This window comes from Sporomusa sp. 246TCP1 (assembly GCF_057319775.1).
Window position 1 is genome coordinate 248,424 of the sequence record NZ_CM170492.1, and the last position, 26,778, is coordinate 275,201.

The window sequence follows — 26,778 nt, forward strand, 5'->3', positions numbered from 1 at the left end:
CACACTTCCTTAACAGTCTCTATATGCTATGCAAATAAGTTTGTAATATTTTTTTGTAATCAACATCATTTGGTGGGAGTTTGCCATTTGTAATTACAAATTTAATTTTATCATCTACACTAGGTGCTATTCCTTTTTGCTTTAATATATCTGCCAAGTGATTTGTGGTTCCAACACTTCCGTCGAAAAAAACAGTTTCCTTTGTAAACGAGTGTCGCAAAACTTTACTAAATAATGGAAAATGTGTACAGCCAAGAACAACAGCACCATAATCAGGTATCGCTAATGGCGTAAATTTCTTTTGCAAATACTGATATACATCTGAAGTGTCAAACTTAAACACTTCGGCGAATTTTACCAAGCCGCCTAATGCCATCGTATCAACCACTTCTGTTGCATTAAGTCTATGAATTAATTGATGAAATTTCTCTTCCCGTAAAGTAAGACTAGTTGCCAAAACCAAAACCTTTTTACCTCTTTCTTTACAATAAGCAACAGCTGGTTTTACAGCAGGTTCCATACCAATGATCGGGAAACTATAATTTTTTCGCAATTCCCCAACAGCAACACTTGTTGCCGTATTACAAGCGATCACCACGGCATCTACTTTGATTTTAGCCATATAATCCATACCCTTTTGGACGTATTGTTTTACTTCTCTTTTCGTCTTTTCACCATAAGGCAAATGCTCAATATCAGCATAGTAAGTGTAATCAGCAAACGGTAGTATTTTTAAAGCGTGACCAAGAACAGTTAAGCCGCCAATACCCGAGTCAAAAAAACCGATCTTCATCATAATCCCTTCCTAGTTTCAATTATGTATTTATATTATCATGAACAACTCGTCAAAATATAGAACTGTGATTCTGCACTACCCTATTTTGTGGTGAATATGAGTTGGGTACAATTTCTAAAGTAGACGATAATTAAACTTAATTCGTCAAATAGTAGTAAAAATGGACTGAATATTTGAAACTTGAGAGCTATTTATATTATCAATTATGGGTTTGTGGAATTTTACTTCAAGAAGATTGGGGTAAGCATAATTTTTAAGATCTTCAACTACTTTAAGAACAGGCCACTCTCTTTTACTTGCGAGGTAGTATAATATTTCTCGATATAGAAAGTATTTGCTATCAATTGGGACGTCTGCATCACTATTAATAAAGCCTTTAACTAAAGTCCAAGAGCTATAAAAGACTTCCATAAAACTCTGCTTATAAGGAATTGGACATATTATTAAATTGTATCTATCATCGTAGTGTACCTTATCTTCTTTGCCATACTTTTCTGGGAAAAATCCTATGCGTAATCCACTCGCCCCTTCTAATTTAGATCTATTCATTTTAACTGTTGCAGCAACCCATCGATCCGTATCAGTGTCTCCAATAAATAAATCTGCTTTCCATAAACCATAAATACTTGATGGTAATTTCATCCTTTCCTTGGGATGCCTAAATGCTGCTGCAACCATATCGATATGCTTTTTTAGTTTTGCTGGCTGTGCTCTGCTACCTGTTAATAGTCTGGAATCATCTGTAAGAATATTTTTAGTATTATCAATAACTTGCATAGCACCTTGTTTTTCGACACCGAAAAGCAGGGAATCTATTTTGTGGCCTGGTATTCTGCACATCTTTAACGCTTCTAAAACACGCTCCATTACTAAAGGATCATTTCTTTGTATGGCATCATGAACAGCATATTCAAAACAAATTCCACAATCACCATCACCTTCTCTATAGACTCGTGCTAATTGCCATAATGATACATCTTTGTATTCGCCAAACCAACTTACAACATCCGATTTTAATGCAAATAATAAACCGCGTAAAATTGGTCGTATCATTGTAAATGCTGCTCGTTCATTATCAGAATATTCATCATGTTGTTTTAGTTTTGTTATTAACACTTTATCACTCTTTCTTGCTACTCTATCGCACTCTATGGACTACGACCACTGTCACAATTTCTTTCATTAGCACCCCGGATAATGGGGCACTTTCAATTATAAACTACCATTGACAAAAACACTACTGCAATTGTCAGTGACGTTTGCTATGGGAGGCAAAATAAGGGACATGGGGACAAGTACGTTGTCCCTGAAATGGCAAGGGTGCTACAATAAGGCAAATAGCAAGAATAACAGGGATACCCAAAAGTGTAATTAATAGAATCTAGTGGGACAAGGAACCTGTCTGGAGCAGCCGTCAAGGAAACAAATATTTTCTTCATATTTGAAATTTGCAGGAAAATAAATATAATATAACGAAAAAGAGATTATATGTAGGCCATCAAAACTACCAATCGTCAAACCGTTTCTTTTATTTAAAAGTTGCAAATAAGCTGTAATGATAAAGTTCTGAACAGAAATAACACGATGAATGTGAGAAGTAAGATGCTGGAAGAATTAAACCTTAAATTTGAGGATCTCTATAAAGAATATTATGAGAAACTTTTTATAGCAGCATTCCGCCTGACTGGAAGTAAGGAAGATGCGGAAGATGTCATTCAAGAAACATATATAAATGCTTTTAAAGCATTTTCAAGGTTTGATTATAAAAGTTCATTTGGTACATGGATATATAGGATTATGCTAAATTGTTCTTATAGATATATGAAGAAGAGAGACAAGCTTCCGGTTGAAATAATCACTTCCGAAAGTGGTATACCCGAAGCTGCTTTTTGGGAATCAATAAAATCAAATGAATCTGTAGAAGAAAGCGCAATAATTGAAGATATCCGTGAAACATGCATTCAATTATTTCTTATATGCATGCCCAAGAAACAAAGAATTGCCTTTACATTGAAGATATTAATGCAAATGCCATCAGCTGAAGTGGCCAAGATTATGGATATATCCGAAAGTGCTGTTAAAGTAAATGTTTATCGTGCAAAGCAGCATTTAAAAAACAATATAGAAGGACGATGTTCATTCATTGATCCTAAAAATCCCTGTCAATGTGCAAACTGGCGGGGATATCTGATCGAAACGGGAAAAATAGACAACATAACGGCTCATAATCCTGTGAAAAAGAGAAGTAATGCCGATATGAATTTAATATCATCAGAAATAGATTTTTTAAGAAAAATAACTAAATTATATGATAATCAGCCAAAACATGCATCCAGTGAAGAATTCATTGTAAAAATAAGAGATATTATTTCAACGGGAATGCTAAAAATTCTAACATGACGAATATTTTTGTAACTTTTCTCTTTTTCTTGTATCTAATTATTTAGAAACAGAAGAGAGGAGATTATTTTATGAATAATAATAATTTGGAAATTACTGTTAATTTAACGAATCAAAAAGTTCAATTTATCGGAGTATCAACGTCAAATTTTGATCATCCGATTGTATTTGATTATCTACCCCCGCTAGGTGATGGGCAAGGGTATAGAGGTCTTGAATTATTGCTCATGAGTTTTGCCGGATGTGTAAGTACTACTATTGTGTATTTATTGAGAAAGATGGGAAAAAACATTTCAGGGTTTAAGATGAATGCAAAAGGCATAAATAGAATTCACCCCTTATCGCTTCAAAAAATTTATCTTGAAGTTGTTTTAGAATCAAAGGATGCAGGTGACTCGGACCTTCAGCACGCAATCAGACAAGCTGAGGAATTATCCCCCGTATGGGTGGCGTGTAAAAACAATGTTGAGGTTAGTACGGAATACAGGCTTATAAAGGTATAGGCCAAGACACGTGTTATATTGATAGGCACAGTGTATGATTCTGGATTCGAGTGTCTTTTTAGTTGAAATATAGATATCTGAGGTAATTGACATTGGTTCCCCAAATATTCCAGGGGACTCTGGGTGATTCAGATTCACGCCTTAAAAAGACATTGGTCAATTTATTGACGGATGTCCTATTTAATGCTTTGTGGCATGTTATGGAAGTAAAATCAAGAGGTGCAAACCCAGAACGCGGACAAGGGGACGGAGGAACTGTCTTGAGATTAAGACCGATACCACCGTCCCCTTGTCCGCCTTTGAGCGGGGCTGGAACGTGAGTTCCGCCTTTACTCGACATAGCTTCCCCCATCACATTTCTCTTTTAGCTGTCTTTGCATTTCTCGAATAACCCACAAGATGACACAATCAATCCCAAAAGTATTACTAAACAGCCAATTACTTTATGAAAACTCAGATTTAAATAAACGTCTCTCTGCTTCTTTTTGTTAGACAGCATTAAAACATAACAGTTCGAGAAAGAGATAAAAATGCAGCTTGCAACCTTAGGCGGGTAGCAGGATGTTAATATTTTTAAAGGATTTTATGACTGTAAGAAGAAAATAGCAATATATAGTTGTAATGGAATTTGTTAAGGGGAGTTTGATGGTATGATGGGATTTTTGCGAAAGATCAATTGGGGAGTTGTTTTAGTATGGGGATTGTTGTTTGTGGCGATGAACAGTTCGTTTGCATTTGCCGTTGAAAAACTACCACCGGAAAAGGCATATTTGAACGATGTATATAAAAATATGATGGATGTAAACAGCTTGCATTATGACATAGCGATCAAAGCTGAAACCCCGATGGGAGAAGTGCAAGCTGCAATCAACGGGGAAGTCCAGGAAAAACCGCTGAGCCTCAAGAACGATATAAACATTTGCTATCGTGACGTACAGAATAAAGAAAATACAGTGATGCTAAAGCAGTATATAGAACAAAACCAAGACAATCTAGTGGTGTATTTATTAGGTAATAAAACATGGATAAAACAGGTTGTGCCGATCGGTTCTTTCTTGAATATAAAACTTTCAGCAGACGAAAAGGTCGCTGCTCGGATGAATATGTTGCAGTTGATGAAATCTGTGAAACTGAAAAGGGAAACACCATCGTACAAATATATGGAAATAACTTTGGATACTTTAAAAATAACTGATGCTATAGATGCAGCTGTCAAACTGAATAATGCGCAGGATAAGGACATGTTGAGATTGGTTGCGGTAGGACGGCTTGGGTTGTTAGCTGCTGGCGATATAAAATATATTGTTAAAGTTGATAAAGCGACTAAGATGGTAAAAGAAATAGATATGGATTTAACGGAACCGATTCGAAAAGGGGCAGGATCGCTTTTGGATATAGCTAATCCAAAGGATAGAATTGCAATCGAAGATTTTTTAACAAAATCAACATTGAATATGCAGGTAACGTATTCGAAATATAATCAAGTAGATCCTATAGAGATTCCTCAGGATGTGCGAGACAATGCCAAAGAAGTCAAACCGGCAGGTAAGGCAGCTCAATAATTTGATTTTGTTTGTTATTATATAAATCCAGTAGTTTTATGACAAAGTTAAAGTAACACTTTTTTGCATTTTTTTGAAAAACATTGACGAGGAGTTCTAGCATTTTAATAGATGCTCGTTTTCAGCCTTACAAATGACCGAAAGTCATTTATAATTATAAATAGGTGATTTAAATGAGTATTAAGCAGAGAGCTATTACTGATGAGCAAAAAGCAGAACGACGGCAGATAATTATAAAGTCGGCACAACGTCTTTTTCAAGAAACATTATATAACTCCCTGAGTATGGCACAAATTGCGGCAGATGCCGGTATTGCTAAAGGGACGATCTTTCTCTACTTTGAAACAAAGGAAGAATTATTCCTTGCTCTTTCCTGGCAAGAATATCAAAAGTGTTTTAAAGAAATGAACACCGGATTGAGTAGATATCTCAGTTTGTCTACGAATTGTTCTATCGAAGAATTTCTTCAGATATTGCGTAGCGCCTTTACGGAGAACCAGGTTTTATTGCGCTTAATTGCCATCAATAGTGTCATGCTAGAACAAAACATAAACTATGTCACTGCGCTTGAGTTTAAATTGATGCTTGCTGAACAAGTAAAACATACTGGGAATCTTTTTGAAAGAGTTCTTCCTTTCTTGCGGCAGAGTGAGGGTGAAATGGTCTTGTTGCAGTTGCAGGCGCTCGCAATTGGTATTCAGCATTTATCGGAACCTGCGCCAGTTATAAAGCAAGTAATCAGTGATGAACGACTGGGAATGTTTCGCGTTAACTTTGATAATTTTTTTTGTGTTACGATAAGAGCCATATTAGAGGGACTCAAAGCTAGAGGAGGTTGATAATTTTTTTGCATAATAAATGACCTGGAGTCATTTACGCCTTGAAAAACATAATCCAAATTTATAATTTAGGAGGTTTTCTAAATGGAGACTAAAAAGCAAAATAATAAAGTAGCTTTAATTACGGGAGTGACCAGCGGGATTGGACGCCAGTTAACCTATTTGTTTGCCAAGGACGGTTATAATCTGGTTTTGGTAGCGAGAAATAAGCAAAAGCTTAATGCACTGGAAGAAGAATTAAAACAAAAGACGGATTGTCGACCATTGGAATAATAACGGATTTATCAGAACATAATTCTCCTCAGAAGATTTTTGAGGAGATTCAACGGCGCGATATAGCAGTCGACGTTCTTGTCAACAATGCCGGTTTTAACGTCTATGGTTCTCTACATCAAACTGAATTGTTGGAGCAGCAAAAGCTCATCCAAGTCAACCTTATTACTCCTACCCATCTAACAAGGTTATTTTTGCTTGGTATGCTCGAACGTAGGCGTGGGAAAATCATGTTTATTGGCTCTACGGGTTCATTTGTGCCTGCAGCTTATGACGCAATTTATTGTGCTACCAAAGCCTATATTTTGAGTTTTGCAGAAGGCTTGTCACAAGAACTTTATGGTACCGGAATCACTGTTACTTGCCTTTGCCCAGGTGCGACACAAACAGAATTTGCCCCTAAAGCAGGTATGACTCGGACCAGGTTGTTTAATATCGGCGTTATGAATGGGAACGTTGTAGCACAAACGGGATATCGTGCGTTGATGGACGGAAAATCCGTGGTTATTGCCGGGATTTTTAACAAATTGCAGATACAGGCAATGAAATTTACTCCCAGGTTTATAGCAGCACCATTGACCAGGTACATAATGTCCGAACGATAGTTGCGCTTTTTGGTAGTCCCGATGATGCCATTATAAACGTTGGAGGCTTGAACTGTTATTTTACAATACGAAACGTGATGATTTTAAATAATTTGAGTACATAATAGTGGTATTTATAACGGAACTTTTGGTAATTCATTGACGGAGGTTTGACTAGTGACATTATTAAGAGAAATAACAATATAGTTGAGATAGTCAAAAGGATTGACGAATTTAAGAATAGAGCATTTAGGTGGTTGATTGATAGGATTGTGTATGACCGGAAAAATGCGGTTTGAGACTGGAAGTTTTGTATAAATAACTGAATGAAGGATGGTAGAAGGGAAACTCCCACTAAATTTGTATGAATTAGGCAGGAGTTTTGTCTTGTTAACAGAATGTTGAGATTAGGGCATAAAGTTTATGTATCTGACTCGACGGAACCGTCCCTGCGAGTCTCCACTTTGTTGATTTTACGCATCAGTAGGATATTGTGATGAACTTTTATGAATGGAGGGTGTTTCTGCAATGGTTTTTCTGCAACATTTTATATTGCCGTCATTACATGAGGAAGAAATTGGTAATTCAACGACGCGTGCATATCCTTATGGGATATTCCCTTTTAAGGAATTAGAAAATATCGGTTTTAAGCCAATAACCATTTTTTATGGAGGAAATGGTTCTGGAAAGTCAACCCTTTTAAATTTAATTGCAGAAAAATTGAATTTGCCGAGAACGACTCCATTTAATTCTAGCCCACTTTTCGGTCAATATGTTAAAACAAAATGTAAATATATCACCGACACAGATGATGATGGGTTGAATTTAGATATACCTCTTGGTAGTAAAATAATTACAAGTGAAGACGTCTTCAGCCACATACTTACCATCCGCAATGAGAATTCTCGTATAAATAAGAATAAAGCTTTACAGAAACAAAAATATCAGGAACTAACTGATATAAATAAAGAGAAAATTCAGTTTAAATCAATGGATGATTATGAACGGTTAAAAGTTCAAAATGCAGCCAGAAGACAAACTCAAACCAGCTTTGTTACTGACCGTGCTGGTCGTAATATCGAACAGTTTTCAAATGGTGAAACAGCTCTGTCTTATTTTGATAAACAGTTTCAAACAAATAGTTTATATCTTTTAGATGAGCCGGAAAATAGTTTATCTCCAAAATTCCAGTTGCAACTTTCGAAGTTAATAATCGATTGTGCTTATTATTGTAATTGTCAATTTATTATTGCAACACATTCACCGTTTATATTGTCAGTTGATGGTGCACAAATTTACGACCTTGATTCTATTCCTGCTAAAGTTAGAAATTGGTATGATTTAGAGAACGTTAAGATATATTTCGATTTTTTCAAGGAATATGAAGAGTATTTTTAACAAGTCCTAGGCGAAACTTTTGTCAGGCGAGTGACAGAGGTTCATACGCTGGGAATCGCGGGGACGGTACTGATGATTCCGTGAAATAATAGGCTGACGCAACAGTACAGTCCCTATTTGGCTGATTGGCTACTTGATTAGAAAAGGAAATGTCTCCTTGCAATGTCAAATAATGAAACAATATCCCTGTCCCCGTGTTTCTTTCCAGGGCGGAATAAGCCCGTGGAAAATATAGACCTAAAGTTATTACTGATATGACAGAAGTCCAAATTAATAACCAAAGATAACTGAAGCCAGTACCATGGAACGTAAAGGTTTTTGTTATGGTAAAAGGGACGGCGGTTCTGTCTTGTGATGTGCCCGCTAATTAACAGGACGCTACCACCGTCCCCTTGTCCCCCTAATTTATCGTCTCATAGGGCTATCGGAACGCCCTACCAAGTAATCAATTGACACATTGAAATAGTCTGCGAGACTAATAAGTGTATCTGCAGATGGAACTGTTATTTCAGTTTCAAATTGTCCAATTGTTCCTTTGTTTTTTAAGCCGATTTCTTCGGCAAGTTTCTGCATAGAAACTTTGCGATCGGCACGGAAGAGACAAAGGGGACGTTCCCTTTTTGTCATAAAGATGGTAAGATAAAAAAAGAGGTGATGGAATGGGAAGACAGGCAAGAAAGATGAGTACTACAGGCTATTACCATGTAGTCTTTCGAGGAATTAATAGGCAGCATTTATTTGAGGAAGAGAGCGACTTTTTATATTTTATTGAAAGCTTGAAGCAATTAAAAGCAGAGATGTTGTTTGAGTTACATGCCTATTGCTTAATGAGTAATCATGTCCATTTACTTATGAGGGAAAAGCAAATAGGCGATATTTCAGTAATAATGAAAAGAGTTTTAACGAAGTATGTAATGTATTTTAATCGGAAGTATGAGCGAAGCGGCGCATTAATTGCTAGTAGGTATAAAAGTGTGCCAGTAGAAATTGACGAATACTTTGTTCCTTTGATGTGCTATATACACAAAAATCCCATTAGGGCTGGAATAGTCAAAAAACCTGAAGAATATAGGTTTAGCAGTTATAATGATTATGTGCAGGGTGGAAACATGACGGATACATCCTTTTCTTTGAAAATGTTAGGAAGAGATGAGTGGTTAAGATTGCATCAGATTATTAGAAACGACGATTTTGATGTGTCTGGAAAGAAAAATTTATCAGAGGAAGAAATACGACGCAGGATATTGCAATGTACAGAGGGAAGGGAACCCCATGAAGTAGCCGCATGGCCTAAACCGGAAAGAGATGCATTGCTTAGGCGACTAAAAGAAAAAGAATGCCTCTCAATTCGCCAAATTGAGAGGGCAACTGGAATATCTCGTGGTGTTGTAGCAAAATGTTGACAAAACGGGAACGTCCCCTAGTGTCCCTAGCTTCCCCCATCACATTTCTCTTTTAGCTGTCTTTGCATTTCTCGAATAACCCACAAGATGACACAATCAATCCCAAAAGTATTACTAAACAGCCAATTACTTTATGAAAACTCAGCTCTTCTGAAGCATTTCCAATTAATGATGGTAAAAAAGTCGAAGTAACTAAAGTGAAAACGATTTCTAATGAAAAAATTAATGATGCATCTATGGGTAAAACAAATCTCTGAGCATAAATTTGAGCAATCGTTGTGTAACCTCTAATGAAAATAGCAATTAGCAATACATTGCTCCAAAAATGTCCAGACATATTTATTTGATAAAAAGTATCCGGACGTAGGATAAACCACCCCAAAAAACAAAATATTGTACAAAAAAACATTTGGCCGATTGATAATAACAATGGATCAACGTTTTTTGCTATCTTATCTACAAGTAGTACATGTAAAGCAAATAAGGCAGCAGCAACGACAACTTCTGCGAAACCAAACCACGATTCAAAGCTTTCAATACGGCCAGTTATTAATGCTAATCCACCAATTACTATTAATATGCCAAAGCAATTACTTTTTGTTATTGATCCTTTTAAAATAAATGTAAACAACATTATAAAAATAAGATAAGCAGCATTAACAACAAACGATACAAAAGAAGCCTCCAAAAGTTGAAGACTTTCAAATAACAATATGTTAAATCCGACTAATAATAGAGCTAAAATCAAACTTTGAAAAATTTTTTTTATTGTTAAACTATTTAATTTATACCAAAATGGAACTATTAATATAAAAAAACCAATGCCACACGTAAGTGTTAAAAAAGCAAAAGTTGAAATTTCATTTTTTACATCTTTCATAAAAATGTATTGTATTCCCCACAAAAAACTAACACTGAGCAAAACAATATTTGATTCCAGCCTATTCATAACTCTTAAGTATCCCTTCTGTCCTAAACTTCTCTGGCTACATATTTACATAAAAGTAAGTCAGGGACATAAGAATTTTTCATTTGTCGTAAACCAGGTAAGCCTATATCTTCCTCGAAATTAATGAATTTATAACCTTGATTATAACACTTTAAGACAAATGAATGAGTCAGCATCGTATATGCTCCTTGTATATCTCGATCTCCCTTTAGTACTAAATAATCAATTGTATCATCTGTTATAACCGTGCCATAGCAATATCCTCGGATAATTCCGTCAATTCTTAATGTAATCCCTTGCAATCCTAATTCATAAAAACTATCCAACTCTTTGAATATTTTCTTGTTTTCAAAATGTAAATTTGTGGTGCGTAATTCTACAGAATTTTCCTGAGATTCTACTTTATCATATAGCCATCGTTTTTGATAAAACTTTACTTCTTCTATATTATTTTTAGAAATTGTTTCTATTAAATATCGCTTATCGTAAATTTTTATAAATTTTTGGAGATGTTGACGTTTTTTCCTTAATTTATCACCTAAATATGCATTAAATTTCTCAGCTTTATAAATATATTCGGCCCAGTTTCTATTTTCCTCAAAATTCCATTTATTTTTCATTTTACTTTCTAATAATTGACGTTGACCATCAGTGATATTATAAAATAAGCATTTTTTATCATGATTTTTAGTGTACTCAAGTATTCTTTGAACGGTATCTAAAATTTTTGTACTGCCAAAGGGAAATCTATAAGCTTCATAGCCTAATTCATCCATTATTGGTATTCTTAAAATCACCATTTCATTATAAAAAGCTACTTGTGTTTTATATATTTCCTGCAAAGAATTAATGTTTGCAAAAGTATGTTGACAACTTTTAGTTCCGTCCAGTAAAGCCAGAGATTCAATTTTTTCTTTATGTTTTATGCTGATATTTTTAAATATAAGGTTTTTTGAATCCATTAAAGTTCGCTTCTTTCTTGATGATAGCTGCTTAGTTATGCCCTTTAACATGACATACGATTTTAGTTTATAACCATAGTATACCACTATAGCTGTCTATAACAGTTAAAGAATAGTTAAAGAAAATTAACGGGAGTCGCCCTTTTTTCTTAAAATAAACCAGTTGAGGTACTCGTCCTCAACTGGTTTATTTATCGATTCGATATTTTTGAAAATTGTCTTCACTTATTGGTAAGAAGAATATAAAGAAGCAAAGGGACGTATATTTTGCTTCTCGTTGATCGACTGGATAAAGCGGGGAAGATACAACGGATATTGCCCAAAGACTTACTGCTCAATTAATCGATAAGGAAGCCTGGATAAAGGTAAAGGGCGAGCATGAAGCAGTTAAGACGCAAGAAGAGCATGACCAGATAATGGCTAGAATTGCACAAAATACGATTATTCCCCGGAAATGTCGAGTGGGGACACTGCCATTATCAGGACTCTTATATTGTTCCAAGTGTGGTAGACGGATGCAATTTAAGCGAAGAGATACAAAGAATGGGGGCTATTGGACTGCTATGTGTGTCTATACCTATCCAGATGGTACAAAATGTGATCAGGTAGGTCGAAAGCTTGATGATGCTTTCTATCAAGCTTTGTATCAGAAGATAACTAAACTTGACGAGCAGACACTTGAATTAGTTGATGAAATTAATGAGCAGTATCAGGAGCTTGAAGCATTTCGTAAGATGAAGCAAAAGGAGTTAGCACAGACGGAGCAAGCAATAGAAAATCTATTTGAGCTTTATGAAGATGGTAAGATGCCAAAACAGCGGTTAAGTGATCGGATTGCTGGGCATGAGAAGAACAAAAATGAGCTAGAAGCAGAGATAGAGAAGTGTAAAACGGCTTTGGCATCTCAGGTTAATCTAGTGACAGTAGAGATGGTTCAGAAGAGGATTAACGAGTTTAAAAATTTATGGATTAACGCTGTTGATTCTAGTGAGCAGAATAGGGCATTTAGATTGTTGATTGAAAAGATTGTTTATGATCGAGAGGATAATGGTTTAAGGCTGGAAGTTTTGTATAAATAAATTGAATGATGTAATAAATTGAGAAACTCCTGCTAAATTTGCATTAATTTGGCAGGAGTTTTAGCTTGTTAACAGAATGTTGAGATTAGGGAATAGAATTTATGTATCTGAATCGGCGGAACCGTATCTGTGAGTTATCTCTGTATAGTAATTTGTGAGGTGTTATAGTGACAGAATTAGAGAAACAATTTTATTTTGACATGATAAAAATTTGTAATGTGGCTAAAAAAGAATTTGGATATAATCCAAAGATATTTCGTGGAATGGTTGCTAATAATGGAGGAGTAGAAACAGCGAAACAACTACTACGATATAAAGACATACAATACGGATTTGACGTACTGTGGAAATAAAATCGCCTTGACCTTACCATGGAGGCACATGTGATAAAACCAGAATATAATGTACTTTTTACTGAAATTGAAATTAATGAAGCAAGAAAGCGGCTTATTGCTCATGGATATACATTGTAATGTGAAGAGTCAAATCATGCGTTAAATAGAATGATGCAGTTGAAAGACTAAAAAAAATTAGCGAAAAGAATTATTATCAATAATAATTCTTGGTTGAGGCTGATCTGCGTATTGGCAAGGGGGAAGTAATGTTTATTAAAAAAGATAGTAATGTACCTGAAATCAGAATTATTCCTATGGATAAACAAGTATTTGATAATATGCCGACAGAGCTTGTTCAACAAAAATATTTTATTGAAGATCTCAAAAAGCGTCGTGAATGTAAATATACTTATGATGGGAAGGGAATTGATAGTAAACGGGGTGCATTGTTACTTTTTCAGTATGATAATAAAATTATCGCTTCAGCTCAATTTGAACAAGACGATAAAGCTCCTGGGAAAAACCAACATGGGGGAAAATATGACGGAGCCTTATGGTTAGATAGCGGTACGGTTTCTATTTTTGAACCCATAAGAGCAAATGAGTTGGGAAATTTAGATCCAAAGATAATGCAGTTTAACCAATCTAAACAGTATGTAAACATTGACATCTTACAGAATCTACTTAAATTACTTGATGAAAAACTTAAGTTGAATGAAATGACGTATCAAGAAAAGGTAAATGTAGTTGCTGTTGACGCTACAAATATAAAAGATGTATCTAAACCTAAACTGGCTCCCATATCTGCAACACAAAAAAAATGGGGGAGAGACCCTAAGGAAGGGAAAATAGCTATAGTGCAAGCAGATTTTAAATGTGAGTATGATAGCAATCATAATTTTTTTATTTCAAATAGCACAGGTCGTAACTATGTGGAGTGTCACCATCTAATACCTATGAGGTTTCAAGATGAATTTGAAAAAAGTATTGATGTATTTACAAATATTATATCGCTTTGTCCTGTGTGCCATCGTACGCTACACTTTGCAACGTTTCAAGATAAGAAAGATATGTTATTGGATTTATTTAATAAACGTAAAGAGAGATTGGCTAAAGCGAAAATAAAGATTACTGTTGAAAAATTACTGGAGTATTATCAATAGATCATATAAAGTGCCTTGTGCTCTCCTAAGAAGGTTTAGAAGTTAAGGCTTTATGTTCTAGTGCGATTGAGCCACGATCGATTTTCATGATCGTTTAGATAATGGTATGACGCTGGAAGTAATATATAGGTAATTTTAACTTAGCTAAACTAATATCAAAGGTTATCGTATAATTAATGATCATTGTCGGAGGTTTGACTAGTGACAGACATTATCAGGTCCCTTTAAAATATAAATGGGAGGGGTATTGATGATAGATGAGGAATTGCGGGAAATATATGCCGAACTTATAAAGATGTCTCTGGATTTAATTGACATATCAAAGAAATTTTTAGGAAGTCTTGAAAAAAACGGCGGAAATAATAACTGTACAATGGCCTTTTTATTTCTTTTTAGGCAGATTGAGTTATTAGATTCGGTCATAAAATTAAGTGGACATAGAAACTTTAATGCAATGAGTATTTTAACTAGAGCAATGCTAGAAAATATGTCCCATTTATATTACACCAAAAAGGATGATACATATGCTGATAAATGGGCTGCGTATCAATATGTTGATATACTTCGAACATATCAGCAAAAATTAGAGAATAGATTTACGGTTAACCAAGAGGACATTGAATATCTTTTAGAAAAATTAGAAGAGCATTGTATGCAATTTGTAAAACAAGATAAAATTAAGGATGTAAGACGAAATTTAGGTAATAAAAAGTTGCCTCGTGGAGAATGGTTCAATCCTTCTTGGGGAGAAAGCAAAACTAGCATAATAAATAAAGTTAGCAAGAATATTGACCAAGTTAATTGTCAAGCTGTTGGAGAACACTATTCTAGGGAATGTTTGAAGTTTATTTATCACGAGCTTAGTCTAAAAGCACATGTAATGCCAAATGGTTTTGCTAACGAGTATACAATTGAAGATGCGACATTTAAACTTAAAGATAGAAATGATTGGATTATTCAAGATATTAAAGTATTATTGCCAGCAATTGAATATCTTGCAAGAACAGCAGATATAGCGAATCTTAGATTTAACGGTCAGTTAAGAGATAAATTGCAAGAGATAGGTATTAAAGCTGAGGAATTATCTAATAGATTTGTTGAACGTATACGAGAATATGGTTATAAATGAAGTAACGTACTAATACGGAGTGATATAAGTGAGTACTTGTGTTTACTGTGGAGATATAGCGGATACAAAAGATCATGTTCCTTCAAAATGTCTTTTAGAAAAGCCGTATCCTAATAATTTGTTTACTGTACCAGCATGTGGACGTTGTAATAAGGGGTTTTCACTAGATGAACAGTACTTTGAAACGATACTGGCTCATATTGGTAATAATGAACTGCTTTATAGAAAGCTCGCAGAAGATGTAGGGAAAATTGATAGGGCTTTAGGTAGGAGACCTGCGTTAGATCAACAAATCCTTGAAAGTGTAAATGTTACAGATACAGGAAGATGTTATATGAATCCACAAACTGATAGATTAGAAAGAATAGTTCATAAAACTGCGTTTGGATTATACATGCGACAATACAAAAAAATACCAGAATGGGATAGTATCAATTCAGTTAAAGTTTGGTCAGGCATTATACCAGAGCAAATTATGATAAGATATCCGCTGGAACATTGGATACATATTCAGGAAAAAGTATTTTCTTACATAATTATTAAGGAAGATAAGCTGTATTGTATTATGAATTTTTATAATTCTCTTTGGGGAAGTGCTATTATGCCTGAATTTGATAATAAGATAGGTGGTACTATATGATAGTTACAGCTTGGACTAACTCTGGTTCTGGATATGGACTTAAAATATCTTCTCAGGATAGAGATAAATACTTTAAGAGAGAAACGGAATTTATTATTTTGACATTGAAGGAGTTAAATAAGGACGTACAAATAAATATTAATAAAGATACTTTTTGGAATTCAACATGCCGGGAGCTTATAAAAAAAGAAATTTATGAATGGCTACATAAAATAGGTAAAGCTACGTGGGAAGAGGGTAAGCCGCCAAACTTTGAAATGAAACATATTTCCGGTAACAAATTTTATATTAGTGATAATTTAAACGTTTAACTAAACTAAAAAATTAATAACTAGGGCCAATACGAATTTATTTATAACGTCTTTAAATGATAATCATTTAAGCACATCGTTCCAGTTTCTGTCCAGTGATTAACAGCTAGTTTGTTTTTAAAAAAAGAAGCGCAATTTTAACTGCGAGCTTGTCTCGCAGTTACTATTTCGAACGTAGTGAGAAATAGTAACTTCTAGTAATAATTAAATCTAGTAATGCAAGACATTTGGGATTTTTTTCGGATGACATTCTAGATTCTTCCAAATGACATCTGGGATTTTGTGCATATTTGGTAATGGTATAGTACAATACTTCATTAATTTAAAGAAAACTGATTTTAATAGAATTTATTGCAATGTCGCTGATTTAATGATATAAATCAATTCATATCATTAAATGATAATTTTTTAATAAGCCATTTGAAAATTAAGTTCACTCGATTATGTAGAGTAAACGGAATAGGTTTTATAACGAACCTTAGACAAAGCATTGACAGAGGTTTTATACAGATGAATTAAATAAGGCAATAAAGAGAAACTCCTGCTAAATTTGTATCAATTTGGCAGGAGTTTGGTGTTTGTATGGCAAATTAAGCAAGAATAAGAGAATTCGCGTTAGCGGTGGCCTAAAGGAAACAGGATGAACCGTCCCCTATCTGGATGGACAGACAAAGCTTAGAATAATTTTTAAATAAAGTAATAAATGGGGAACTTCTGCTATATTTTGTATTAATTTGGCAGGATTTCTTCTAGTTATATAGTATTAATTAAGCATAACCGTTATAAATAATAGCAATACAAAGTAATTAAAGTGATAGTGAGTGAGGGGATTTAGGTGAGTATCACAATGCTAGAGCAAAAGGCAGGGATTGAAGAGTTATTAAGATTATTTGTTGATTGTAATTTAATTCCAATTTTTGGGTCTGGTTTTACTAAAGGATCTGAATCGTATGATGGAGTTGTACCTGATGGGCCAAACACTACTGAATTGATGAAAGCATATATATTGGAGAATTGTACTGAATTTAGAAACAATGAACTAGATGATTGTAAATTTAACGAAATGTCTAGATACTTTTATCAATTTGTTCCTAGTGACATTAGAAGAGAATTTTTTAGAAATTATTTTACAAATGTAAAAATAGAGGGCTTTAGAAAAGAATTGCTTAAATTATCTTGGCCTTATGCTTATACTATTAATATCGATGATGGGATAGAAAGAACACAATTCTTTCAACCCGTTTTACCATATAAAAATTTGAATAGACCGGATACTTCTATTAAGTTACTATTTAAATTACATGGAGATGCTCTTACTGAGATTACTTATAAAACTAATGAAAATATCATTTTTAGTCAAGAACAATATTTGCAATCAATTACTAGTGAGCAGAATTGTGATATATTAAATCACCTTCACGCCGATTTTTTGCAAAAAAACCTACTATTTATAGGATGTAGTTTGCATAATGAAATGGATATTGAATATGTATTTGGAAAAGTTAATTCTTCGTTAAATACTTCTTATCGAATTTTATTAAGATCTGAAAGACCAACATTTAGGGAAGTAACTGATTTGAAAAAGTATGGTATTAATCAAATTATATTGATTGATGACTACGATTTGTTTTATAAAGATTTAGTAAGAAGTATTCAAAAGGCTGAACTAACAAATAAAATTGATGATTATAAATTTAAAAATCCAAAAGTTTTTGTTAAAGTATAAAAAGATGAAACAATAAAATATTTAGCTGGAACAAGAATTTTTGATGACGAAAAGAATGCTTTTTATAAAGGAGGGATGCAAGTAAGTAGAAGTTGTATTGATAACTTGGAAAAACAGCTAGAAGATAATGATTGTGTAATAATAAAAGGAAGAAGATTTAGCGGAAAAACAAGTTTGCTTAGTGAATTTTGTGAAAAACAAAAAAAGTATTCAATATACTTCTTCCCATCGACATCATTAACTGATGCACAATTTATTTTTCATTTAATTAACGTTAAGGAATCATCATTATTTATTTTTGACAGTAATTCGTTGTCTGCAAATACTTATAAACTAATTGTAAATAGTTATGATATTTTAAGACAGCGAAATAATAAGGTAATTATTGCAATTAATTCCAATGATAATTTTATGTTGGATTCGTTACGTTCGGGATTAATAGAAATTCCTAATCAATTTGACGATGATGAATTAAAAGAAAATAAAAATTTGTCTAACAAATATGGAATAATCAAAAGAAATAGGCGCGAAACAAATATTGATTATATAAAAAAATTATCGGATGAACAACGAATACCAATACCTAATTTAGCAAAGTATTCACAAAAAGGTACATTGTCTCTATATGAAAGAGTTATCATATTACTTTTATGCGCAATAGATAAAGTATTTGTTGCTGATGCGATTTCTTTAGGAATGTCTGTAACTGAAATAAATGATTTGATAAAAAGATTTCCTATTGTTATTGAAGAAGTAAACGTAGAACATGGAGAAGCAGTTACCCATTCTTCGACAAAATTAGTACATAACAGTAAATTGGTACTGTTTTCAATACTTAGATCATTAAGTAATACAGAAATTATTGACGGTATTCTGCATGTTGTAAGAAAAATAAAAAGAGATCAAACTAGGTATAGAATATACATTGAAATTATTTTATTTGATACACTAAACCAACTTTTTGGCGGAAAACAGGGGGCTGGTAATCTTATATTTGAGGTTTATAAAGCATTAGAGCCAGAATTAAATGATAGTTTGCATTATTGGTTACAAAGAGCAAAAAGTATTTATAGATTACTACCAACAGAACAAAACCAATTGGAAAAAGCCTATTGGTATGCTAAAAAAGCTTATGTTGATGGCTGGCCTACAATGAGACTAAAGCAGCACTTTCAACGGCATTAATATGTTGTTTGTTGCATAATTTAGAAAAAGACATTCATGTCAGGCATGATTATCAGCGGGAAGCAATATCACTTGCGCATGAAGCAGTTTTTTCTAATCATTATAAATATAATCCTAAATATTTGAATAGTGAATTAAAAGGAGGAAAGCAAAGAGCAAATAGTTATGAGTTAATTCGAAACATTTGCTCTGATTATATAAGTTTCAATAATGATAATTTAAGTACACTTGCAACAGAGATTATCCATCGTTTAGATGATTTAAAGGTGGAAAACCAGAAAAATATACATACAACAGGCTTTGCTCCAAAAAGAAGTCGAATATGTTAAAAATATCTTTACAAAGAATTGTTTATAACAATTGAGAAATTTAAATTTATTATCACTTTAGTTGCAAGAACCTGCATGGACAATTTTTCCATGAATAAAATAGGGGGATAGGGATTGCGTTTTCGTTTTGGAGAATTCTATGAGAGAAACAAATACCCCCCTTGTTTCTTATGTCACGTACAAAACCTGCAAAAATTGTGACAAAAGTTGCAAAAACTAGGTACAAAACTTGCATTTTTAAATAATTTGAGTACGAAACATATTAATAGTGGTATTTAACGAACATTAGGCAAATCATTGACGGAGGTTTTATACAAATGAATTATTAAATGAGGCAATAAAGAGAAAATCCTGCTAATTTTGTATCAATTTAGCTTGGTGTTTGTATGGCGAATTAAGCAAAAAATAAGAAAACTTGCGTTAATGGTGGCGAAAGAAATAAAGGTGAACTATCTCATTGTATAGTTGAAATTTTATATGCTAAAGCAGCATTATATAGCGGAGGCTGTTTAACTATGGGGAAAAACTTGACGAATAATCAAATACTGCTTAATGAAATCATCCATCAAGAGCATCAAGAGAATCCACAATTCGTAAGAGAAGACGATTTTTTTGAGTTTTTTGCTGCTCAGCAAGTTTTAAAAGATTACGATTTAAGTTTTGAGGAGATAGAACAAGGATTAACAGGAACAAGTTTAGATGGTGGTTGCGATGGTATTTATGTTTTTGTTAATGGTGATTTGATCAATGAAGAAGATGACGTTGCTGAAAAGTATAAAAAAGATGTTAAGTTTGTATTATGTATTATTCAGGCAAAAAACGCAACATCCTTTAACGAAGATCCTCTTATGAAATGGAAAACGGTATGTAAAAATTTACTAGACTTAAGCAATTCTAGTGAATCATTTAAAGCCAGATATGATGTAAAGGTTCTTCAAGCCTTCGATTTATTTAAAGATGCTTACATTAAATTGATTAGAAAAAAACCTAAACTAAGTATAGAGTTTAAATATGTATCTAAGGGTAACGAGGTACATCAAAATGTGCAGTATCAAGCTGATGAATTGTGCCAAGAGATTAAATCATTGTTTCCTAGTCCTACGGTAACCGTTAGCACCTCATTTGTTGGGGCTGATATGTTAATGGACTTAGTAGGGACACAAGTAAATAATGAGTTTTTTTTGAAATTAACTGAAGCTCCGATTACGATATCATCTCAGCAAGTATATATTACATTAGTCAACTTAGCTGAATATTTCTATTTTATAACAAATGAAAAACAAGAAATGATCAAGCATATATTTGAATCGAATGTACGAGATTATCAAGGGCATACAACGGTAAACAAAGAAATCCAAGAATCATTAGAAAGTAATAATGTAGAAGATTTTTGGTGGCTAAACAATGGAGTAACTATTGTAGCGTCTAAGGCTAATCTGACTACAGGAAAAGAAATATGTATAACAGACCCGGAAGTGGTTAATGGCTTACAAACGTCAACAGAGATATTCAATTATTTTTCAGAACATAAGAATAAGTTGTCTGATGAGCGTAGAAACATACTTGTTCGGATTATTGTTCCTGATAGTGATGAATCAAGAGATAGAATTATTTTGGCTACAAATAGCCAGACCAGTATACCCAAGTCTTCTTTAAGAGCAACTGACAGTATTCATCGACAGATTGAAATGTTCTTTAAGCCAAGAAATTTGTACTATGATCGTCGTAAGAATTACTATAAAAATCTTGGCAAAAAGGCAACTCAAATTGTGAGTGTTTCTTTTCTTGCCCAATGTCTTATGTCGTTATTACTCCAGATGCCTAATTATGCTAGGGCACGACCTTCAACTCTTTTGACTGATGATCGTGCATATAAAGAACTATATGTTGATAACCAAAATCTAAATACTTTTTATGCAGCTGCATTTATTGGGAAACAAGTTGAAAACGTTCTGAAAAAAAGCAGCCAATATACGACGGCACAAAAAGCAGACATATTATTTTATGTTATTTATATGACAGCTTGTAAGAAGGCGAATCAAATAAAAATAACTAGCAACTTGTTAGCAACAATTGATTTACAGCAATTCACAGAATCCTTTATTTTAGAGTGCGCTCAAGAAATATTTGACCTCTACCAAAAGATAGGGGGAACCGATAAAGTTGCAAAGGGTAGTGAGCTAATAAAAGAGGTTCAAAAATCTATACAATTAAACATTCAGCCAGCATCTATTTGATGCTGGTGTATTTTTTTCCTTGACTTACCACAACATACCAATTATAATAAAAGCTAATCCTAACAAATAACAATTATCAATTAAATAACGTATGTAAAACCAGCATGAAGCAAATCCTAAATGGTAGCTATAAAAAAGAGGTGATGCTAGTGTCGACGAAGCATGTTAACCACCTAGCGAATGAGAAGAGTCCGTATTTATTGCAGCATGCGCATAATCCGATTGATTGGTATCCGTGGGGAGAAGAAGCGTTTGTGAAGGCTAGAGAAGAGGACAAGCCGATCTTTTTTAGTTGTGGCTATAGTACGTGCCATTGGTGTCATGTTCATTAAAGTAACATTCAATATTGAATATTCCGTGCGTGGCGTACCGCTAATCCGCACAATGATACCGGCACTCCATGGCAATGATACCACCACTTCGATTCCCTAATCTACCGCAATCGTACCATCAGTCCATGACAATGATACCGGTTTCCTTTATCTTACTAGTAAGAACCATTTGGTTCAAATCTAAGATAAAGGAGACCATCACTATGGCAAACAAAATCAAAGTCAAACTGATTTTGGAACTGCGGGATGCACACATGTCTCAGAACAGCATTGCTGCCACTCGAAACATGTCAAAATCCTCCGTCAGCGAAGTATGCCACATCGCTGATGAGAAACAGATCCGCTATGACGATGTTAAAGAATTGGCTGAAGATGAAGTCTATCAGATGTTCTTCCCCAACAAATACTCGGATCTAAGCCAGCTCTATGAATTACCGTCGTATGATCAGGTTCATGACGAACTCAAAAAGGTAGGTGTTACCTTAAAACTTCTCTGGAAAGAATACAAAGCCGAGTGCGAAGCAAACGGAAGAATACCAGTCGGATACTCCAAGTATTGCGAAGATTACGGCCAATACGTTGCAGAGAAGGCGCTTACCAATCATCTTATCCATAAGCCGGGAATCCGGTGCGAAGTGGACTGGAGCGGACCTACCATGAAATTTATGGATCCGGACACTGGTGAGCTCATAAAGGTTTACCTGTTTGTAGCGACTCTTCCTTACAGCCAGTATTCTTATGTTGAGCCCTGCCTTGATATGAAACTGAATACCTGGCTCAGATGCCATATCAACATGTATAAATTCTTTGGCGGTGTGCCTGTGAGAACTGTATGCGATAACCTCAAGACGGGCGTTATCAAACACCCAAAAGAAGGAGACATCCTCCTTAACAGCGCATATGAGGAACTTGGCAATCACTACTGCACCGCTATCATGCCTACCGGCGTCCGCAAACCCAAGCAGAAAGCCTCTGTAGAAGGGACGGTCGGTAAAATTGCCACTGCGGTCATCGCAAAGCTCAGGAATGAAGAATTCCATTCCTTCGGTGAACTCAGGATTGCAGTGAGCAAAGCATTGGCTGAATTGAATGAAGCGCCGTTTCAGAAGCGGGAAGGCAGCCGCTACCTCGTGTATGTGGAGGAAAAACCCTATCTGCATGAACTGCCGGCAGTTCCTTATGAGATCTGCGAGTGGAAGCATGGGGTAAAGGTTTATCCTGACTGCCATATCGTGTTCTGGAAAAATCATTATTCCTGCCCGTTTCATTATCGCGGCAAGGAAGTAAGTGTACGGATCACGGATACGCTTCTCGAAATCTATTACAATCACGAGCGCATTGCCACCCATCCAAAGTTCCCCGATTACCGGAGCAACGGATGGAGCACGCACAAGGAGGATATGCCGGATGCATACAATCAGCCTGAAATGGATGAAAACCGCATCAAACGCTGGGCTGCGTCCATAGGAGAAAGTACGGCGGAAGTCATTGACCGTATTTTCCGTAGCGTAACTATAAAAGAGCAGGGCTATAATTCGGCCCTGTCGGTGTTACATCTGGCAAAGACGTATTCCGAAGAGCGTCTGGAAACCGCATGTGAAATCGTCCTGTCCAGTATACGGGTGCCCCGTTACCATCATCTTAAAGCCGTTCTTTCCGGCAATCAAGATAAAATCTATCTTGCCCAGAAAGAAGAAAGCGAAATCCGTCAAAAGAATAGTGAGGTGCGCGGATATGTCCGCGGTGCCGCTTATTATGGAGGATACGATGATGATAAATGAGGAAACCCGCCGCAAACTGGAAGAACTCAATCTGAGCGAAATGATGCGTGGACTGGAGCTCCAATCCGGTCAACAGAGCTGCCAGACCCTCACTTTTGAGGAACGCATGCAGCTCCTGGTTGATTATATATACCAGGAAAAATATACAAACAAAGTGAAACGTCTGACGAAACTTGCAAAGTTCCGCTTCCCACAGGCCAATGTCGATGATATCTACTACACAGACCGTCATCTTGACCGGGACAAGGTACTTGGCGTTGCTAGCTGTCAGTTCCTGAATTCCAATACGAATATCATTATTGACGGTTTCACGGGATCAGGCAAGAGCTATTTAGCCTGCGCATTTGGCAAAGCTGCCTGCAGGTTGGGATACAGAACTAGATACATCCGGATGCCGGATCTGTTACAGCTGCATGATGAAGCCGCTACCACTGTCACTGGCGTATCAAAACTCCTCAAGAAGTTTGAGAGTTACACACTCCTGATTCTGGATGAATGGCTTATCGATGATCTGTCACGCCAGCAGGAACATTTCCTGTTCGAACTGATTGAGCGTCGTTATACTGACAGAAGCACCGTATTCTGTACGCAGTATCGAATTGAGGATTGGCACACACGCCTTGGTGGTGGAATCCATGCGGATGCGATCATTGACCGCATTGTGAATAATTCCATTCGGATTTATTCCGGCGATCTGAATATGCGCAAGGTAAAGGTTAACGAGTAACAAAAAAGCTGTGTTGGGTACCGCTCTTCGGAGCGGTACTGACCAGCGGACTACCAGTACGCTTAGCATGGACAGACAGTATCTATAATTGCGATTCGCGGTACGAATCGTGCGGAATAATCACAATATTGACAGAATTAGTTAAATAATAAAGGGAGCAAAACAATAAATGAGATGTATTTAATACCAAGTGAATAAGGTAATATATAGCATTAAATATGACATTGCAACGTCATATTTAATGCTATAATTGTTTTGGGTGATAAAAAATGAAGATGAACCGGTTATTTGAAATAACGACTATTTTACTTAATAAAGGAACAATCACTGCCAAAGAACTTGCTGAGCGTTTCGGCGTATCGACGAGGACAATTTATCGCGATATAGATGTTCTCTCTGAAGCCGGTGTACCCGTGTATATGAACAAAGGCAACGGCGGCGGTATATATCTTCTGGAAAACTATGTGATTAACCGGACCCTTATTTCCACTCAGGAAAGCGAAAGTTTGCTGCTGGCAATAAGAGCGCTGCAGGCGACTCAATATCCGGAATTAGATAGAATCCTTGAAAAGCTAGGGGCAATATTTAAAAGCGCTTCTAGCTACGATTGGGTCGAAGTTGATTTTTCTCCTTGGGGAAGCATGCCAAACGAAAAAAATAAGTTCAACGACATAAGGCGGGCCATGCTGCAACGAAAAGTCATTCGTTTTCAATATGTGAATGCCGAAGGGCAGAAGAGCAGTCGATTGGCTGAACCGGAAAAACTGATTTTTAAAGATAATGCGTGGTATTTAGTGGCCTTTTGCCGACAGCGTCAAGAGTATAGAACTTTTCGGATTTCACGATTAAAAAAGCTGGAAGTACTGGCGGAATCATTTGAACAAAAGTTACCTCTCGAACCGAATACCGAAGCAAAAGACTTTTCACAACCGCTTGTGCATTTAAAACTTCGCTTTCAGTCAACGGCTTTAAATCGGCTATACGATTATTTTGACGACTCGTATATTATCCAAAATGATGACGGCAGCTTTACCTTAGAGGTTGCTCTTCCCGACGGGGAATGGATTTATGGCTACATCCTATCTTTTGGTGCTTTGGTTGAAGTATTGGAACCGGAACATGTCAGAAAATCCATTGCAGAACGAATGAGACAAGTTTTAAAAATTTATGAGTCCTAATTCTAATATGACATACTGTTGTCTTATTGCCCTGTATATAATAAAGAAAAAACATGAGGTGATAATCGATTATGACTATGGATTTTATTCAAGTCGATCAAGACAAATGTACCCGGTGCGGCGTCTGTGCTACGGTTTGTCCAGGTGTTATTGGTATGGGTGACAATGGACCGCAGGCAATAAGGGATCTTTGTGTGAGCTGCGGCCAGTGTGTGGCTGTCTGCCCTGAAGGGGCACTGGATAATACAAATGCTCCATTGGCCAATCAGATCCCTGTTGGGGAAAACGCTGTTCTTGATTCGGATTCAGCGGCTCAATTCTTGCACTCGCGCCGGTCCATCCGAAACTATCAGCAAAAGGCTGTGCCTCGGGATCAGGTACGACAGTTGCTGGACATCGCCCGGATAGCACCTACTGCCTGCAATTCGCAAGGAGTCGCTTATCACGTGGTGGATCATCCGGACACATTGCGTCAGATTGCGGCAGCCGTCATTGACTGGACAGAAGCTGAACTAAATAGCTCTCCTGCGATGGCCTCATCAAAATATGCGCCCCATACAGCTATGATGGTGGAAATATACCAGCGAATAGGGGAGGATACTGCCCTGCGCTCTGCCCCGTGTTTAATTGTGGCTACAGCCGATAAAAACTCCCTTGCTGTTGGCCGGGATAATACCTATATATCGTTTGCCTATTTGCAGTTGTTCGCAACGTCAATGGGCTTGGGGACGTGCTGGGCGGGTTTATTTGAGTACTGTGCCGCTTCCGGTCATGAACCGCTCCTTAACCTGCTAAACCTGCCGAAAAACATGCAAGTGACCAGCGGAATGATGGTTGGTTATCCGAGATATACCTATCAACGGTTGGTGGACAGAAATCCCTTACAAGTTATTTGGCAATAAACGGAAACAACTTCATGCTTTTTAGGATTCGTTTAAACTTTTCCAAATGAGGTAA

The 26,778-nt window shown here is 35.7% G+C and carries 28 protein-coding genes; 23 read left to right on the top strand and 5 right to left on the bottom strand.

Features of this window, described 5'->3' with window-relative positions:
• Positions 1-19: 19 nt before the first annotated feature.
• Both murI and AC1ECB_RS01160 read right to left on the bottom strand, forming a co-directional pair.
• Complete coding sequence (gene murI / locus AC1ECB_RS01155; RefSeq protein WP_485667097.1) at positions 20-796, bottom strand: glutamate racemase; 777 nt, start codon at positions 794-796, stop codon at positions 20-22.
• A 144-nt stretch (positions 797-940) separates the two neighbouring features.
• Entirely contained in the window at positions 941-1,912 is a 972-nt protein-coding gene (locus tag AC1ECB_RS01160) for a hypothetical protein (RefSeq protein WP_485667098.1), read from the bottom strand.
• A gap of 486 nt (positions 1,913-2,398) precedes the next feature.
• On the opposite strand from AC1ECB_RS01160, the gene AC1ECB_RS01165 reads away from it, so the two are divergent.
• The 7 genes from AC1ECB_RS01165 to AC1ECB_RS01195 all read left to right on the top strand — a co-directional run bounded on the left by AC1ECB_RS01165 (position 2,399) and on the right by AC1ECB_RS01195 (position 8,355).
• A complete protein-coding gene (locus tag AC1ECB_RS01165; RefSeq protein WP_485667099.1) occupies positions 2,399-3,196 on the top strand; it encodes an RNA polymerase sigma factor in 798 nt (265 codons plus the stop codon).
• Between the two features lie 71 nt (positions 3,197-3,267).
• Positions 3,268-3,699 carry an OsmC family protein gene (locus AC1ECB_RS01170; RefSeq protein ID WP_485667100.1) on the top strand — a complete coding sequence of 144 codons (432 nt, stop codon included), beginning with the start codon at positions 3,268-3,270 and terminating at the stop codon, positions 3,697-3,699.
• A 650-nt stretch (positions 3,700-4,349) separates the two neighbouring features.
• Entirely contained in the window at positions 4,350-5,261 is a 912-nt protein-coding gene (locus tag AC1ECB_RS01175; protein WP_485667101.1) for a DUF6612 family protein, read from the top strand.
• Between the two features lie 173 nt (positions 5,262-5,434).
• Positions 5,435-6,100 (top strand): TetR/AcrR family transcriptional regulator, encoded by a 666-nt coding sequence (locus tag AC1ECB_RS01180; RefSeq protein WP_485667102.1) that lies wholly within the window; start codon positions 5,435-5,437, stop codon positions 6,098-6,100.
• An 84-nt stretch (positions 6,101-6,184) separates the two neighbouring features.
• Positions 6,185-6,373 carry an SDR family NAD(P)-dependent oxidoreductase gene (locus AC1ECB_RS01185; protein WP_485667103.1) on the top strand — a complete coding sequence of 63 codons (189 nt, stop codon included), beginning with the start codon at positions 6,185-6,187 and terminating at the stop codon, positions 6,371-6,373.
• Positions 6,355-6,978 carry an SDR family NAD(P)-dependent oxidoreductase gene (locus AC1ECB_RS01190; RefSeq protein ID WP_485667104.1) on the top strand — a complete coding sequence of 208 codons (624 nt, stop codon included), beginning with the start codon at positions 6,355-6,357 and terminating at the stop codon, positions 6,976-6,978. The genes AC1ECB_RS01185 and AC1ECB_RS01190 overlap by 19 nt, the downstream gene beginning before the upstream one ends.
• Before the next feature lie 507 nt (positions 6,979-7,485).
• On the top strand, positions 7,486-8,355 hold the full coding sequence (locus tag AC1ECB_RS01195; RefSeq protein WP_485667105.1) for an AAA family ATPase: 870 nt from the start codon (positions 7,486-7,488) through the stop codon (positions 8,353-8,355).
• Positions 8,356-8,760: 405 nt separating this feature from the next.
• Here the strand turns inward: AC1ECB_RS01195 and AC1ECB_RS01200 are convergent, their stop codons facing one another.
• Positions 8,761-8,982 (bottom strand): helix-turn-helix domain-containing protein, encoded by a 222-nt coding sequence (locus AC1ECB_RS01200; protein ID WP_485667106.1) that lies wholly within the window; start codon positions 8,980-8,982, stop codon positions 8,761-8,763.
• A gap of 32 nt (positions 8,983-9,014) precedes the next feature.
• On the opposite strand from AC1ECB_RS01200, the gene AC1ECB_RS01205 reads away from it, so the two are divergent.
• Positions 9,015-9,758 carry a transposase gene (locus AC1ECB_RS01205; protein ID WP_485667107.1) on the top strand — a complete coding sequence of 248 codons (744 nt, stop codon included), beginning with the start codon at positions 9,015-9,017 and terminating at the stop codon, positions 9,756-9,758.
• Between the two features lie 52 nt (positions 9,759-9,810).
• On the opposite strand, the gene AC1ECB_RS01210 is transcribed toward AC1ECB_RS01205, so the two are convergent.
• Positions 9,811-10,707, bottom strand: a complete 897-nt coding sequence (locus AC1ECB_RS01210; protein WP_485667108.1) for a DMT family transporter — start codon at positions 10,705-10,707, stop codon at positions 9,811-9,813.
• Between the two features lie 23 nt (positions 10,708-10,730).
• Positions 10,731-11,669 (bottom strand): DUF2156 domain-containing protein, encoded by a 939-nt coding sequence (locus AC1ECB_RS01215; RefSeq protein WP_485667109.1) that lies wholly within the window; start codon positions 11,667-11,669, stop codon positions 10,731-10,733.
• A gap of 416 nt (positions 11,670-12,085) precedes the next feature.
• Here AC1ECB_RS01215 and AC1ECB_RS01220 point away from each other — a divergent pair, with 416 nt between their 5' ends.
• From AC1ECB_RS01220 to AC1ECB_RS01290, 15 genes are all read left to right on the top strand, one after another.
• Positions 12,086-12,748: a recombinase zinc ribbon domain-containing protein gene (locus tag AC1ECB_RS01220; protein WP_485667110.1), complete on the top strand. Its 663-nt coding sequence runs from the start codon at positions 12,086-12,088 to the stop codon at positions 12,746-12,748.
• 167 nt (positions 12,749-12,915) lie between these two features.
• The gene (locus AC1ECB_RS01225; protein ID WP_485667111.1) at positions 12,916-13,101 is read left to right on the top strand and encodes a hypothetical protein; all 186 of its coding nucleotides are present in this window, start codon (positions 12,916-12,918) and stop codon (positions 13,099-13,101) included.
• 248 nt (positions 13,102-13,349) lie between these two features.
• On the top strand, positions 13,350-14,246 hold the full coding sequence (locus AC1ECB_RS01230) for an HNH endonuclease (RefSeq protein WP_485667112.1): 897 nt from the start codon (positions 13,350-13,352) through the stop codon (positions 14,244-14,246).
• 250 nt (positions 14,247-14,496) lie between these two features.
• Positions 14,497-15,375 (top strand): DUF5677 domain-containing protein, encoded by an 879-nt coding sequence (locus AC1ECB_RS01235; protein WP_485667113.1) that lies wholly within the window; start codon positions 14,497-14,499, stop codon positions 15,373-15,375.
• A gap of 28 nt (positions 15,376-15,403) precedes the next feature.
• Positions 15,404-16,015: a hypothetical protein gene (locus AC1ECB_RS01240; protein ID WP_485667114.1), complete on the top strand. Its 612-nt coding sequence runs from the start codon at positions 15,404-15,406 to the stop codon at positions 16,013-16,015.
• Positions 16,012-16,326, top strand: a complete 315-nt coding sequence (locus AC1ECB_RS01245) for a hypothetical protein (protein WP_485667115.1) — start codon at positions 16,012-16,014, stop codon at positions 16,324-16,326. Before AC1ECB_RS01240 ends, AC1ECB_RS01245 begins: the two co-directional genes overlap by 4 nt.
• 847 nt (positions 16,327-17,173) lie before the next feature.
• Entirely contained in the window at positions 17,174-18,052 is an 879-nt protein-coding gene (locus AC1ECB_RS01250; RefSeq protein WP_485667116.1) for an SIR2 family protein, read from the top strand.
• A gap of 75 nt (positions 18,053-18,127) precedes the next feature.
• The gene (locus AC1ECB_RS01255) at positions 18,128-19,237 is read left to right on the top strand and encodes an ATP-binding protein (protein WP_485667117.1); all 1,110 of its coding nucleotides are present in this window, start codon (positions 18,128-18,130) and stop codon (positions 19,235-19,237) included.
• 11 nt (positions 19,238-19,248) lie between these two features.
• On the top strand, positions 19,249-19,566 hold the full coding sequence (locus AC1ECB_RS01260) for a hypothetical protein (RefSeq protein ID WP_485667118.1): 318 nt from the start codon (positions 19,249-19,251) through the stop codon (positions 19,564-19,566).
• A 515-nt stretch (positions 19,567-20,081) separates the two neighbouring features.
• Entirely contained in the window at positions 20,082-21,803 is a 1,722-nt protein-coding gene (locus AC1ECB_RS01265) for an AIPR family protein (RefSeq protein WP_485667119.1), read from the top strand.
• A 143-nt stretch (positions 21,804-21,946) separates the two neighbouring features.
• Complete coding sequence (locus AC1ECB_RS01270; protein WP_211289564.1) at positions 21,947-22,135, top strand: DUF255 domain-containing protein; 189 nt, start codon at positions 21,947-21,949, stop codon at positions 22,133-22,135.
• Between the two features lie 203 nt (positions 22,136-22,338).
• Positions 22,339-23,916 (top strand): IS21 family transposase, encoded by a 1,578-nt coding sequence (gene istA, locus AC1ECB_RS01275; protein WP_485666228.1) that lies wholly within the window; start codon positions 22,339-22,341, stop codon positions 23,914-23,916.
• Positions 23,903-24,643 carry an ATP-binding protein gene (locus AC1ECB_RS01280; protein WP_485666229.1) on the top strand — a complete coding sequence of 247 codons (741 nt, stop codon included), beginning with the start codon at positions 23,903-23,905 and terminating at the stop codon, positions 24,641-24,643. Before istA ends, AC1ECB_RS01280 begins: the two co-directional genes overlap by 14 nt.
• Positions 24,644-24,912: 269 nt before the next feature.
• A complete protein-coding gene (locus AC1ECB_RS01285; RefSeq protein ID WP_485667120.1) occupies positions 24,913-25,821 on the top strand; it encodes a helix-turn-helix transcriptional regulator in 909 nt (302 codons plus the stop codon).
• Between the two features lie 71 nt (positions 25,822-25,892).
• Positions 25,893-26,723 carry a nitroreductase family protein gene (locus AC1ECB_RS01290; protein WP_485667121.1) on the top strand — a complete coding sequence of 277 codons (831 nt, stop codon included), beginning with the start codon at positions 25,893-25,895 and terminating at the stop codon, positions 26,721-26,723.
• The last annotated feature ends 55 nt before the right edge of the window (positions 26,724-26,778 follow it).